The 13520-nt window shown below is 72.5% G+C and carries 10 protein-coding genes; 7 read left to right on the forward strand and 3 right to left on the reverse strand.

The genetic code is table 11. The features are described 5' to 3' along the window. The first annotated feature begins 116 nt into the window (after positions 1-116). Complete coding sequence (gene glpX / locus AB0L33_RS05900; protein ID WP_365678062.1) at positions 117-1148, forward strand: class II fructose-bisphosphatase; 1032 nt, start codon at positions 117-119, stop codon at positions 1146-1148. An 88-nt stretch (positions 1149-1236) separates the two neighbouring features. On the opposite strand, the gene AB0L33_RS05905 is transcribed toward glpX, so the two are convergent. Then, on the reverse strand, positions 1237-1581 hold the full coding sequence (locus AB0L33_RS05905) for a WhiB family transcriptional regulator (protein ID WP_018519019.1): 345 nt from the start codon (positions 1579-1581) through the stop codon (positions 1237-1239). A gap of 152 nt (positions 1582-1733) precedes the next feature. Further along, positions 1734-2402: a DUF1707 domain-containing protein gene (locus AB0L33_RS05910; protein ID WP_365678064.1), complete on the reverse strand. Its 669-nt coding sequence runs from the start codon at positions 2400-2402 to the stop codon at positions 1734-1736. 205 nt (positions 2403-2607) lie between these two features. On the opposite strand from AB0L33_RS05910, the gene AB0L33_RS05915 reads away from it, so the two are divergent. From AB0L33_RS05915 to AB0L33_RS05925, 3 genes are all read left to right on the forward strand, one after another. Next, on the forward strand, positions 2608-4275 hold the full coding sequence (locus tag AB0L33_RS05915) for a fumarate hydratase (protein WP_365678066.1): 1668 nt from the start codon (positions 2608-2610) through the stop codon (positions 4273-4275). Positions 4276-4548: 273 nt separating this feature from the next. Continuing rightward, complete coding sequence (locus AB0L33_RS05920) at positions 4549-5748, forward strand: MFS transporter (RefSeq protein WP_365678657.1); 1200 nt, start codon at positions 4549-4551, stop codon at positions 5746-5748. A gap of 312 nt (positions 5749-6060) precedes the next feature. Then, positions 6061-7362 carry a M18 family aminopeptidase gene (locus AB0L33_RS05925; RefSeq protein ID WP_365678068.1) on the forward strand — a complete coding sequence of 434 codons (1302 nt, stop codon included), beginning with the start codon at positions 6061-6063 and terminating at the stop codon, positions 7360-7362. 54 nt (positions 7363-7416) lie between these two features. Here the strand turns inward: AB0L33_RS05925 and AB0L33_RS05930 are convergent, their stop codons facing one another. Then, a complete protein-coding gene (locus AB0L33_RS05930; RefSeq protein WP_365678070.1) occupies positions 7417-8940 on the reverse strand; it encodes a ricin-type beta-trefoil lectin domain protein in 1524 nt (507 codons plus the stop codon). Between the two features lie 114 nt (positions 8941-9054). Between AB0L33_RS05930 and AB0L33_RS05935 the strand changes: the two genes are divergently transcribed. The 3 genes from AB0L33_RS05935 (at position 9055) to AB0L33_RS05945 (ending at position 13486) form a co-directional block, all read left to right on the forward strand. Then, a complete protein-coding gene (locus AB0L33_RS05935; protein WP_365678072.1) occupies positions 9055-10458 on the forward strand; it encodes a class II fumarate hydratase in 1404 nt (467 codons plus the stop codon). A 44-nt stretch (positions 10459-10502) separates the two neighbouring features. Beyond that, on the forward strand, positions 10503-11210 hold the full coding sequence (locus AB0L33_RS05940; protein WP_365678074.1) for a DUF402 domain-containing protein: 708 nt from the start codon (positions 10503-10505) through the stop codon (positions 11208-11210). Positions 11211-11596: 386 nt separating this feature from the next. Further along, positions 11597-13486, forward strand: a complete 1890-nt coding sequence (locus AB0L33_RS05945; protein WP_365678076.1) for an ATP-binding SpoIIE family protein phosphatase — start codon at positions 11597-11599, stop codon at positions 13484-13486. The last annotated feature ends 34 nt before the right edge of the window (positions 13487-13520 follow it).

Consider the following 13520-nt stretch of genomic DNA (forward strand, 5'->3'; position numbering starts at 1 on the left):
CGGCCGAACCGGGGGCCACCCCGCTCAAACGTGCCCCGGTCTGCTCATTTTATCGGCCTGGCGATAGAGTCAGATCACCCTCATCCGGTCGTCGCCGTACAGAAAGGTGCGCTCCGATGTCCGAGCATCATCTGCCGTCCCAGCTGGAGGTCTCCCCGGAGGCCCCCGACCGCAACCTCGCCCTGGAGCTGGTCCGGGTGACCGAGGCTGCCGCCATGGCCGCCGGGCGCTGGGTCGGCCGCGGGGACAAGATCGGAGCCGACGGCGCCGCCGTGAACGCCATGCGGACCCTCGTCTCCACCGTGTCCATGAACGGCGTCGTCGTCATCGGCGAGGGCGAGAAGGACGAAGCCCCCATGCTGTTCAACGGCGAGCACATCGGGGACGGCACCGGGCCCGAGGTGGACATCGCCGTCGACCCGATCGACGGCACGACCCTCAACGCCAAGGGCATGCCGAACGCGATCGCCGTCCTGGCCGCCGCGGACCGGGGCGCGATGTTCGACCCGTCCGCCGTCTTCTACATGGACAAGCTGGTCACCGGCCCGGAGGCGGCCGACTTCGTGGACATCAACGCCCCCGTCTCGGCGAACATCCGCCGCGTCGCCCGGGCGAAGAACTCCACGCCGGAGGACGTCACGGTCGTCGTCCTGGACCGCCCGCGGCACGAGGGCATCGTCAAGGAGATCCGGGAGACCGGCGCCCGCATCAAGTTCATCTCCGACGGCGACGTGGCCGGATCGATCATGGCCGCCCGCGAGGGCACCGGCGTGGACCTGCTCATGGGCATCGGCGGCACGCCCGAGGGCATCATCTCGGCCTGCGCCATAAAGTGCCTCGGCGGTGTCATCCAGGGCAAGCTCTGGCCGAAGGACGAGGCGGAGCGGCAGCGCGCCCTGGACGCCGGGCACGACCTGGACCGCGTGCTGTCCACGGACGACCTGGTCAGCGGGGACAACGTGTTCTTCGTGGCGACCGGGATCACCGACGGCGAGCTGATGCGCGGGGTGCGCTACCGCTCGGAGACGGCGACCACGGAGTCCATCGTCATGCGGTCCAAGTCCGGCACCATCCGGACGATCAGCTCCACCCACCGGCTGTCGAAGCTGCGGGCCTACAGCGCCATCGACTTCGACCGCGCGAAGTAGCCACCGCGCACCCGGCGGAAGAGGCGCCCCCCCATGTGCGGTGGGGGCGCCTCTTCGCACGTGCGGATACGGAACCGGTGGGGCCCGGTCAGCCCGCGGCCTTCAGCTCCACGTCGCGCCGTCTGCGGCGGGCCAGCGCCACCCGGCGCTCGGCGGCCGTGAGACCGCCCCACACCCCGTACGGCTCGGGCTGCATCAGGGCGTGCTCGCGGCACTCGACCATCACGGGACAGCGCGCGCAGACCCGCTTCGCGGACTCCTCGCGCGAAAGGCGGGCGGCGGTCGGCTCCTTCGACGGGGCGAAGAACAGCCCGGCCTCGTCCCGGCGGCACACCGCCTCCGAATGCCAGGGGCCTGCCTGGTCCTCCCGAGCGGGGACCCGCTGCGGGGGGACGGCGGCGACCTGCAGGGGCTGATGCGGCAGTTGCAGCACGGTCCACTCCTGACGACGGCTTCGCGAGCGAGAGACGATGCAGCAGTCCCTACCCGCTGTGCGCGCGCCTATGCACTGAGTGGCACTCAGGTCCGTACCGCGCAATTGCGGTCGAGGCTCTTTTCGGCCGGATGAAAGCGGAGGGAAACGGCTCAGTGACCGAGGTGCTTACGCAGCCGGTCCTGAAGGTCCGTGATGAACTTGCCGCGTTTCGGCTTCGCCTCGACGCTGCCGAACACCGAATAGCCATTGACGACGACCACGGGCGCCTCGGGATCGGCGGATTCCAGCGTGCGGACTTCGAAACTGCCGAAAATACCCGTTCCGCTGCCGCGCATCGAGATGTTCTCGGGGACCCGGATCTCCACGCTGCCGAAGACGGACGTCGCGTTGATGACGGTGAGACGCTGACCGAAAAGCGCCTCCGTCAGGTCGATTTCCACGCTGCCGAACAGCGAGAACGCGTTGGTGCGGGGGCCCACCCGCCAACGCCCCCTGCGGGTCGAGCTGCTGAAGATCGCCACCAGATTGTCCGCGGGACCGGCGGCCGGCTCGGGGCCGTACGCGTACGGCGTGCCGGCGGCGGCCCTGGGTGCTCCGCCCGGCGACGGCAGGTCCCGTACGAGCGGTTCGAGCTCGCCGACGGTCTTGGCGCGGTAGACGGAGTCGACCCGCTCCGCGTGCTCGTCGGCGGTCAGCCGGCCCTCGGCCAGCGCCTCGCGCAGGATGTCCGCGATCCGGTCGCGGTCCGCGTCGGAGGCACGGATGGCGTCGGTGTCCGCCGGTGCGGTGGGCTGCTGGGGCTGCTTGTCGAGGTCCACCGCCCCAGCGTACCGAAACGCGATAGATCGCGACAGGGGCGGGGGCGGCGCGGCGGGCCGCGAGAACGGCGCCCGGCACGCCCGGATGCGGCCCCGGCCGGTTGAGCCCTACCTCACAGGCCCGCCGGTCCCGGCGCGTCCTACCCTGGTGGGTGCGCTGTCCAAGGGTGGCCAGCCACTGTCTGCCGAGTGAGGAATGGCCGTAATGCCAGAGTTTGCGTACTCCGATCTGCTCCCGCTGGGAGAGGACACCACGCCGTACCGCCTGGTCACGGCCGAGGGCGTGTCCACCTTCGAGGCCGACGGGCGTACGTTCCTCAAGGTCGAGCCGGAGGCGCTGCGCACCCTGGCCGCCGAGGCCATGCACGACATCTCGCACTACCTGCGGCCCGCGCATCTGGCGCAGCTGCGGCGGATCGTGGACGACCCGGAGGCCTCGTCCAACGACAAGTTCGTCGCGCTCGACCTGCTGAAGAACGCGAACATCGCCGCCGCGGGCGTCCTGCCGATGTGCCAGGACACCGGCACCGCGATCGTCATGGGCAAGCGCGGGCAGAACGTGCTGACCGAGGGCGGTGACGAGGAGGCCCTGTCGCGCGGCATCTTCGACGCGTACACCAAGCTCAACCTGCGCTACTCGCAGATGGCCCCGCTGAACATGTGGGAGGAGAAGAACACCGGCTCCAACCTCCCCGCGCAGATCGAGCTGTACGCCACCGACGGCGGCGCGTACAAGTTCCTCTTCATGGCCAAGGGCGGCGGTTCGGCCAACAAGTCGTTCCTCTTCCAGGAGACCAAGGCCGTCCTCAACGAGGCGTCCATGATGAAGTTCCTCGAGGAGAAGATCCGTTCGCTGGGCACCGCGGCCTGCCCGCCGTACCACCTGGCGATCGTCGTCGGCGGTACGTCCGCCGAGTTCGCGCTCAAGACCGCGAAGTACGCCTCCGCGCACTACCTGGACGAGCTGCCCTCCGAGGGCTCCCCGACCGGGCACGGCTTCCGCGACAAGGAGCTGGAGGAGAAGGTCTTCGAGCTGACGCAGAAGATCGGCATCGGGGCGCAGTTCGGCGGCAAGTACTTCTGCCACGACGTCCGCGTGGTGCGCCTCCCCCGGCACGGCGCCTCGCTGCCCGTCGCCATCGCCGTGTCCTGCTCGGCGGACCGCCAGGCCACCGCGAAGATCACCGCCGAGGGCGTCTTCCTGGAGCAGCTGGAGAAGGACCCGGCCCGCTTCCTGCCGGACACCACCGACGAGCACCTCGACACCGAGGGCGACGTCGTCCGCATCGACCTGAACCGCCCGATGGACGAGATCCTCGCGGAGCTGACCAAGTACCCGGTCAAGACCCGGCTCTCGCTGACGGGACCGCTGGTCGTGGCGCGCGACATCGCGCACGCCAAGATCAAGGAGCGCCTGGACGCGGGCGAGGAGATGCCGCAGTACCTGAAGGACCACCCGGTGTACTACGCGGGTCCGGCGAAGACCCCCGAGGGGTACGCCTCCGGTTCCTTCGGCCCGACGACGGCCGGCCGCATGGACAGCTACGTCGCGCAGTTCCAGGCGGCGGGCGGCTCCAAGGTGATGCTGGCGAAGGGCAACCGCTCCAAGCAGGTCACCGACGCGTGCGGCGAGCACGGCGGCTTCTACCTCGGCTCGATCGGCGGCCCCGCGGCCCGGCTCGCGCAGGACTGCATCAAGAAGGTCGAGGTCGTCGAGTACGAGGAGCTGGGCATGGAGGCGGTCTGGAGGATCGAGGTGGAGGACTTCCCCGCGTTCGTCGTCGTGGACGACAAGGGCAACGACTTCTTCACCGAGCCCGCCCCGGCGCCCACGTTCACCAGCATCCCGGTGCGCGGCCCGGGCCTGGGCTGAGCCCCGCGCCGCCGGAGGGGCGTGCCCTTCCGGCGGCGGTCAGCCGTCGAGCAGCCCCGAGGGAGCAAACCGGGCAGGTCCCGTGCCGGCTGGTGTCGATGGAGCAAGACCTTGTGGGTCGCTGGCCTGCGGGGCTTCCTGGGCCAGGCCAGGAATCCCCCGCTTCAGCTGGGGAGGGTTCAAAGGGTGCGGATTACCGGTTTTGGCGCCCACGGGCGGGAAGGGGCCCGAGCAGCCAACGGTCCGCGCGGTGAGCGCGTGTTCCGTTTTCTGGTGGCCGGATACGCCGTCTCTTCGTACGGCACGTTCCTCAATATGGTGGCGCTCAATCTCTTCGTCTACGAAACGACGGGGCGGGCGCTCGCGATGGGGCTGTTCATGGCCCTGCGGCTGGGTGCCGGATTCCTCGCCGGGCTGATCGCGGGCGGGCTGCTCGCGCGGTGCTCGGCGAAGAGCGTGATGCTCTGGACGAATGTCGCGCAGGGCGCCGTGATGATCCCGCTGATTCTCGCGCCGGACGGCCTGCGTACGCCCGCCCTGTTCGCCGTCTCCGTGGTCGTCGGGGCCTGCGGGACGCTGTTCATGGTGGCCCTGCGCAGCTCCGTGCCGGAGATGGTGGGCGAGGAGCGGCGGTCCTGGGCGAACTCGTTGACCGTGACGGGGCGTTCGCTGGCGATGGTGGCGGGCTTCGCCTCGGCGGGTGTGGTCGTGTCGCTGGTGGGGTACACCGCCGCGTTCGTGGTGGACCTGGGCACCTTCGCCGTCTGCGCGCTGACGGTGGCGCTGCTGCCGGTCGTGGGCGGCGGGAAGGGGCGCGCCGATGCGGTGCCCGCCGAGGAGGACGGGCCCCGGCGGCGGAGCCCGGTCGCGTTCGCCGCGCTGGCCGCGGTGCCCGGTCTCGGGCTGATGGTGGGGCTGCGCGGGGTGGACGCGCTCGGCTCCTCCTCGCACAACGCGGCGCTGCCCGTGCACTCCGCCGCGCTGGACGACGCGCACCCGGCGCTGTTCGTCAGCGCGTTCTGGTGCCTGTGGGCCGTCGGGAACATCGTGGCGCAGCAGGTGATCCAGCGGTACGCGCGCCGCACCGGCCGGTCCGTGGGCGCGGCGGGCTTCGGCTACGGGACCTGCGTGATGTCGGCGGCGTTCATCCTGGCGTTCGCCGGGTTCCCGGCGGCGGCCACGGCCGTGATCGCGCTGGTCGCGGGCGCGGCGGACGGCCTGACCGAGGTCTCGTACACCTCGCACCTCCAGACCCTGCCGGCCGGGCCCCGGGCGCACGCCTTCGGGCTGTCCGCGACGGTGGAGAACCTGGGCTTCGGGGCCGGGATGATCGCCGTGGCGACGGCCCTCGAACACTTCAGCCCGCTCGCGGTCGTCGGCTGGTCGCACGGCGCGGCCCTCGCCGTCGCGGTGGTGTTCCTGGTGCGCACCGCGGTATCGCGGCGGGCGCGGACGGCCGCGTCGGCGCCGTGACGGGGCGGCGCCCGGGGTGAAACCGGGCCCCTACACGTACATCGGAAATCAGCCAATCTCGCGCGACCTCTGCGGCGCCCGCCCGACGGTGCCGGCCGGACCCGCGGGGACTCGGCACGGACCGGAGCGGGGCCCCGGGCGCCCGTCCGGCCTCCGCGGCGCCCCGCGGCGCACCGCCGCTTTCGCGCACCGGGTCGCCCGCCGGGCTTGCGGGGCACCACACGAATGCGGTGGGTTGTCCGGCGTTGCCGGAGAACTCCGCACCGCCGGGCGGCAGCGCCACCCTCACCACTCCGGAAAGGCGGACACCGCATGACGCCGGTCCCCCACCGCAGCCATGCCGACGACCTGCTCACCTTCATCGCCGCCAGCCCCTCCCCGTACCACGCCGTGGCGAGCGCGGCCCAGCGGCTGGAGAAGGCGGGCTTTCGTGAACTGCGCGGAACCGACGACTGGACGGGCACCACGGGCGGCGCCTTCGTCGTCAACGGGGGCGCGCTGATCGCCTGGTACGTTCCCGGGTCGCTGCCCGCCCACACCCCGTTCCGGATCATCGGCACGCACACCGACTCGCCGAACCTGCGGATCAAGCCGACGCCCGACACGAGTTCGGCGGGCTGGCGGCAGGTCGCGGTGGAGATCTACGGCGGGGTTCCCCTCAACACCTGGCTCGACCGCGACCTGGGCATCTCCGGACGGCTCGCGCTGCGCGCACCGGGTGGCGGGACCGAGTCCCGGCTGGTGCAGATCGACGAGCCGCTGCTGAGGGTCCCGCAGCTGGCGATCCACCTGGACCGCACGGTCAACGACGGGCTTGCCCTGGACCGGCAGCGCCACATCGCGCCGGTCTGGTCGCTCGGCCCGGCCGACGAGGGGGCGCTGCTGCGCCGGGTCGCGGCGGCGGCCGAGGCGGAGCCGGACGAGGTGCTGGGCTGGGACCTGATGCTGCACGACGTGCAGGCACCCGGCTATCTGGGCGCGGAGCGGGAGTTCCTGGTGTCGTCGCGGCTGGACAACCTGGTGTCGGTGCACGCGGGGGTGACCGCGCTGACCGCCGCGGCGACGGCCGCCGAGCCGCCCGCGTACATCCCGGTGCTCGCGGCCTTCGACCACGAGGAGGTCGGCAGCGGCTCGGACACGGGGGCGCAGAGCCCGATGCTGGAGCGGGTGCTGAGCCGTTCGGTGTCGGCCCGGGGCGGCAGCGGCGAGGACTGGGCGCGGGCGCTGGCCGGGGCGTACTGCGTGTCCGCCGACATGGCGCACGCGGTGCACCCGAACTACGCGGAGCGCCACGACCCGGGCCACCAGCCGCTCCCCAACGGCGGCCCGACGGTCAAGGTCAACGTCAACCAGCGGTACGCCACCGACTCGACCGGGATCGCCCTGTTCGCGTCGGCCTGCGAGCGGTCGGGCGCGCCGTGGCAGCCGTTCGTCTCCAACAACGCGATGCCGTGCGGCACGTCGATCGGTCCGCTCACGGCGGCCCGGCTGGGTGTGCCGACGGTCGACGTGGGGGTCCCGGGCCTCTCGATGCACTCGGCCCGTGAGCTGTGCGGGGCGCGCGACCCGGGCCATCTGGCGTCGATCCTGACGGCGTTCGTGACGTCCGCGTAAGGGGGTACGGGGAAGGGCCGCGCGGCCTCTCCCCGTACCCGTGCCCGCTGGGGGTTACGCGAAGCGCTGCTTCGCGGTGCCGTCGCAGGGTTGCAGCGTCAGCGGGTCGTGTGCGCCCGCCAGGGTCGCGCACAGGCCCGTGGCCGCGGCCGGGCGGAGGGTGCCCGACTGGCGCACGAAGCGCTGGTTGGCGGCGCCCGAGCAGTTGTAGAGGATGAGCGGGGCACCGGCCTTGTAGTCGGCGCCGGGGACGTCCAGGCAGCGGTCGTGGCTCAGCTCGGTGCGCAGGGTCCGCGTGCCGGAGTCGTACCACCAGCCCTGGTTGCGGCCGCCGTGGCACTCCCAGCCGGTGACCCCGGTGCCGTTGCGGGTGACGGACGCGGGGGCGTCCAGGCAGGTCGAGGCCGCCTCGCCGCGCAGCGGCCCGAAGACGTCGTCCCAGGCGACCGGCTGGAGCACGGGCTGCCCGGTGCTCGCCGGGTCGGCGCAGCTCGCCTCGCGCAGGCCGGAGTTGTAGATCTGGGTCAGGCAGGAGGCGAAGGCGCCGTGCCCGGCCGCGTTGGGGTGGAAGGACTGGCGCACCGAGTTGGAGTCCGGCGGGAAGTGCGACAGGTCGATGTAGAGGCCGCGCGCCCAGGTGGACTCGCTGCACACCTCGTGGCCGTGGAAGAGCCGCGAGTTGTCGAGGTAGACCGCGCCGGTGTCGGCCGCCGCCCTGCGCATCCCGCGCTCGAATGCGGGAACGGCGGTGTTGCGGCCCCAGGCGGCGTCGGAGTCGTATCCGGCGCAGCCGCCGGGAAGCTTGCCGGGGAAGTCCGGGTTGTCGGCGAAGTCCGGTCCGATGGGGCTCGGGTAGCCCATGACCACGAGCTTGTAGTCGCTGTCCGCGTAACCGGCTCCGGTCATCACGGTGCGCAGGTCGCGCACGGTCTTCTCGACCTTGGGGACCAGCCCGTCCACGCGGGCCTGCCAGCCGGGGGCGTACTTGGGCTCGCAGGTGCCCTGGGAGAGGACCCAGCGCGTGACGCAGTCCGTCATGACCGGCCCGAACTGGAGGTCGTCGTTGGCGCCCGCGACGAGCACGATCATCTTGATGCGGGTGTTGCGCGCCTTGATGGCCAGGTTGTCGCTCTGCACCAGCTCGTCGGCGTACTGCCTGGAGCCGCCGATGACGATGTTTCCGGTGTACGCGCCGGAGCACGAGACGTTGTACGTGACGTCGGCGGGGATCGCCGTACGGTGGATGGCGGCGTCGGGCGAGCGGTGGCACCAGTTGTCGGGGCCGTTGGTGCCCGCCTCGTACGTGCCGACGCCCTCGCCGGAGATCTCGCTGTCGCCGAGCGAGATGAGCCCCGTCCTGCGCTCGGCGAGCGGGCGCTCGGCCGGGTCGCCGTACAGCCGGGTGGCCTCCGCGGCGCGGATGGCCTCCAGTTCGGGCGGCAGGGGGGTGGATGCGGTACTGGTGGTACGGGGCTGAGCGGCTGCCGGTCCGGCGGCGGCGGTCATCCCGCCGAACGCCGCCGCGATGGCCGCGGCGGCCGCGACGGTACAGCGGAGTCTGTGCCTGGTGCGCCTCATTGCGCCTCCCCGGGTTGTGGTTACCCCCGGTATTTACTGGTCGGTAGGCGACTTGGGAATACATCGAACAAGACAAGTGCTCATCTTTTTGGGTGACTTCAGAGAGGTTGAACGATGACGGATCAGGGAACCGCAGGGGGCTACCGCGTCGAGCACGACTCGATGGGCGAGGTCAGGGTCCCCGCCGCCGCGAAGTGGCGCGCCCAGACCCAGCGGGCCGTGGAGAACTTCCCGGTCTCCGGCCAGCGCCTGGAGCGGGCCCACATCGAGGCCCTGGCCCGCATCAAGGCCGCCGCCGCCAAGGTCAACGCCGAGCTGAAGGTCCTCGACCCGGACATCGCGGAGGCCATCCAGGAGGCGGCCGCCGAGGTGGCGGAGGGACGCTGGGACGCGGAGTTCCCGGTCGACGTCTTCCAGACCGGCTCGGGCACCTCGTCGAACATGAACACCAACGAGGTCCTGGCCACCCTCGCCACCGAGCGCCTGGGCCGCCCGGTCCACCCCAACGACCACGTCAACGCCTCGCAGTCCTCCAACGACGTGTTCCCCTCCTCGATCCACATCGCCGCCACCGCCGCGGTCACCGCCGGCCTGATCCCCGCCCTGGACCACCTGGCCGCCGCCCTGGAGCGCAAGGCGGAGGAGTTCGCGACGGTCGTGAAGTCCGGGCGCACCCACCTCATGGACGCCACGCCCGTCACCCTCGGCCAGGAGTTCGGGGGGTACGCCGCCCAGATCCGCCACGGCGTCGAGCGGCTGCGCGCCTCGCTGCCCCGCCTCGCCGAACTCCCCCTCGGCGGCACGGCCGTGGGCACCGGCATCAACACCCCGCCCGGCTTCTCCGCCGCCGTCATCGCCGAGGTGGCCCGCGTCACCGGCCTTCCGCTCACCGAGGCCCGCGACCACTTCGAGGCGCAGGGGGCCCGGGACGGCCTGGTGGAGACCTCGGGCCAGCTGCGCACCATCGGCGTCTCGCTCACCAAGATCTGCAACGACCTGCGCTGGATGGCGTCCGGGCCGCGCACCGGCCTCGCCGAGATCACCCTGCCCGACCTGCAGCCCGGCTCCTCGATCATGCCGGGCAAGGTCAACCCGGTCATCCCCGAGGCGGTCCTGATGGTCGCCGCCCAGGTGACCGGGAACGACGCCACGGTCGCCGCCGCGGGCGCCGCCGGGAACTTCGAGCTGAACGTCATGCTCCCGGTCATCGGGAAGAACCTGCTGGAGTCCGTACGGCTGCTCACCAACGCCTCCCGGCTGCTCGCCGACCGCACGGTGGACGGCATCACGGCGAACGCCGAACGGGCCAGGGAGTACGCCGAGTCCTCGCCGTCCGTCGTCACCCCGCTGAACAAGTACATCGGCTACGAGGAAGCGGCCAAGGTCGCCAAGAAGTCGCTCGCGGAGCGCCGGACGATCCGTGAGGTCGTCCTCGAATCGGGCTACGTGGAGCGCGGAGACCTGACCGAACAGCAGCTCGACGAGGCCCTGGACGTGCTGCGCATGACCCGGCCGTGACGGGCGCCGCCGCGCCGGGGCGGCGCGCTCCGTAGGATCTCTCCATGACGGGTACCGGAGGGACCGAGCGCTGGGCGCCGGGTGACCAGATTCTGTGGCGCTACCGCGGCAACGGCCCCGGACGGCCGGATTCCGCCGCTCACGCGTTCCACATCTGCCGCCCGGTCACGGTCGTCCAGGACACCGAGGACCTGCTCGCGGTGTGGGTGGCGCCCGGCACCGAGTGCGTCAAGCCGGTCCTGGCGGACGGCACCGACGTGCACGCCGAACCGCTCGCGACCCGGTACACCGCCCCGCGCACGACGGCCCGTTCGCCCTGGCTGGGCAACGGCGTCCTGAAGCTGGCCAGGCCCGGCGAGCCCTGGTCCGTCTGGCTGTTCTGGGAGCGCGGCTGGCAGTTCCGCAGCTGGTACGTGAACCTGGAGGAGCCGCGCACCAGGTGGGCCGGGGGCGTCGACTCCGAGGACCACTTCCTGGACATCTCCGTCTACCCGGACCGCAGCTGGCTCTGGCGCGACGAGGACGAGTTCGAGCAGGCTCAGCGGGTGGGCCTGATCACGCCGGACACGGCACGCCGGGTGCGCGCGGCGGGCCGCGCGGCGGTCGGCCTGATCCGCTCCTGGGGGGCGCCGTTCCGGGACGGCTGGGAGGACTGGCGACCCGATCCGGCCTGGCGGGTGCCCGAACTCCCGGACGACTGGGACCGCCGGCCGGACGGTTCGGACCGTACGGCTTCCGCCATGCCGTCGTGAGACCCTTGATGCACCCCAGGGGGGCAAACGTAGGATCGTCCCGAGGAGCGCGGCCAGGCCCCAACCGGCAGGCGGGGTGCAGCACCTGACCGCGAGTCATCGGCTCGTCGCGCGGACCGCGCCCTCAGAGGGGCGCGTCGGCGTCACGAGTCGCACGAGTTGCCCGCATCGCATGAGCCACTACGAGGGGGTGGAGACGTGCCCGCCGAACGCTGCCGCCCCCATGGAAACGTTGTCACCGGCATCCTGATCGGACATCGCGTTTCGGCCCCGTTCGACGGGGAAGGCGATGTCAGCCGTTGTTATCGCCGCTCCTGCCGGGGCACAGTAGCGCCCCACAAGGTGATTGCCTCATACAACCGGCCCGGACGGACGGAATCCCACGCGTGACGGAGCATCCCACCTCCCACGAAGGCCGGCAGCCTCTCGCCGCCCGGCCGCAGGAACGCACCCGGCCGCGGCAGCGGGACGCCGCCGTGGCGGCCGCCGCTGCCGCCACGGCGATCCCGGCACCCGCCAAGGGCCCCGCGGGCGCGGCCCCCGACCCCCAGGCGGCGACGCGGCGCGAGGGCGACCGGCTGCGCTTCGTGGGGGCCGCGACCCGGCGGATCGCCCGGGGCATCGACCTGGACGAGATCGTGCTCGGGCTGTGCCGGGCCAGCGTGCCGACGTTCTCCGACGCCATACTCGTCTACCTCCGCGACCCGCTGCCCGTCGGTGACGAGCGGCCGGTCAACCCGTTCGTGCTGCGGCTGCGCCGCTCGGACCGGCTGCGGCTGACCGACGAGGAGACGGAGAGCCTGTCGGAGACGGAGCGGCTGCGGCTGCCCGCCCTCGACCCGCAGGCCGACCTGATGCCCGCCGCCGAGCTGTGCGAGGTCCGGCCCGGGAGCGCTCTCGCCGAGGTGCTGCGCGGGGTCCGGCCGGTCTTCGGCGACTCCGCGGCGGCCCGGGTCGCGCTGCCCGAACTGCTGGGCGCCGACCGCTCGGTGCCGTCCGGCCACCGGGTGGTCCTGGCCCCGCTGCGCGGCCGGCGGCGGGTGATCGGGGCGGCGGTCTTCCTGCGCGGCGCCGAGCGCCCGGCCTTCGAGGCCAACGACCTCCTGGTCGCCGCCCAGCTGGCCACGCACACCGCCCTCGGCATCGACAAGGCCGTGCTCTACGGGCGCGAGGCGTACATCGCGGACGAGCTCCAGCGCACCATGCTGCCCGACTCGCTCCCCCAGCCGACCGGCGTGAAACTCGCCTCGCGCTACCTCCCGGCCGCCGAGACGGCCCGGGTCGGCGGCGACTGGTACGACGCGATCCCGCTGCCCGGCAGCAGGGTCGCCCTGGTCGTCGGGGACGTCATGGGCCACTCCATGACCTCCGCCGCGATCATGGGCCAGCTCCGGACCACCGCGCAGACCCTGGCCGGGCTCGACCTGCCCCCGCAGGAGGTCCTGCACCATCTGGACGAGCAGGCGCAGCGCCTCGGCAGCGACCGCATGGCAACCTGCCTGTACGCGGTGTACGACCCCGTCGCGCACCGCATCACCGTCGCCAACGCGGGCCACCCGCCGCCCGTCCTGCTCCACCTGGGCGGCCGCGCCGAGGTCCTGCGGGTGCCCCCGGGCGCCCCGATCGGCGTCGGCGGGGTGGACTTCGAGGCCGTCGAGCTGGACGCACCGGCGGGCGCGACCCTGCTGCTGTACACCGACGGGCTCGTCGAGTCGCGGCTGAGGGACGTGTGGACGGGCATCGAGATGCTGCGGGAACGGCTCGCCGCGACCGCCCGGCTGACCGGCCCGGACCACTCGCCGCCGCTGGAGGCGCTGTGCGACGACGTGCTGGACATGCTGGGCCCCGGTGACCGCGACGACGACATCGCGCTGCTCGCCGCCCGCTTCGACGGGATCGCGCCGAGCGACGTCGCCTACTGGTTCCTGGACCCGGACGACTCCGCCCCCGGCCGGGCCCGCAGGCTGGCGCGCAGGGCGCTCAGCCGGTGGGGCCTGGACGACCTCTCGGACTCGGTGGAGCTCCTGATCAGCGAGGTGGTCACCAACGCCGTGCGGTACGCGGAGCGCCCGGTCACCCTGCGGCTGCTGCGCACCGAGACGCTGCGCTGCGAGGTCGGCGACGACTCCCCGCAGCTGCCCCGGCAGCGCCGCGCCAAGGACATGGACGAGAACGGGCGCGGCCTGTTCCTGGTCAACCGCCTGGCCCGCCGCTGGGGCGCGACGCGCCTGTCGACGGGCAAGGTGGTCTGGTTCGAGATGCCGGTGCGCGGGTAGCGCCCGGCCCGGGAGACGACGGCGGGCGGTGTAC

The organism is Streptomyces sp. NPDC052299 (assembly GCF_040679335.1).
GTDB lineage: Bacteria > Actinomycetota > Actinomycetes > Streptomycetales > Streptomycetaceae > Streptomyces.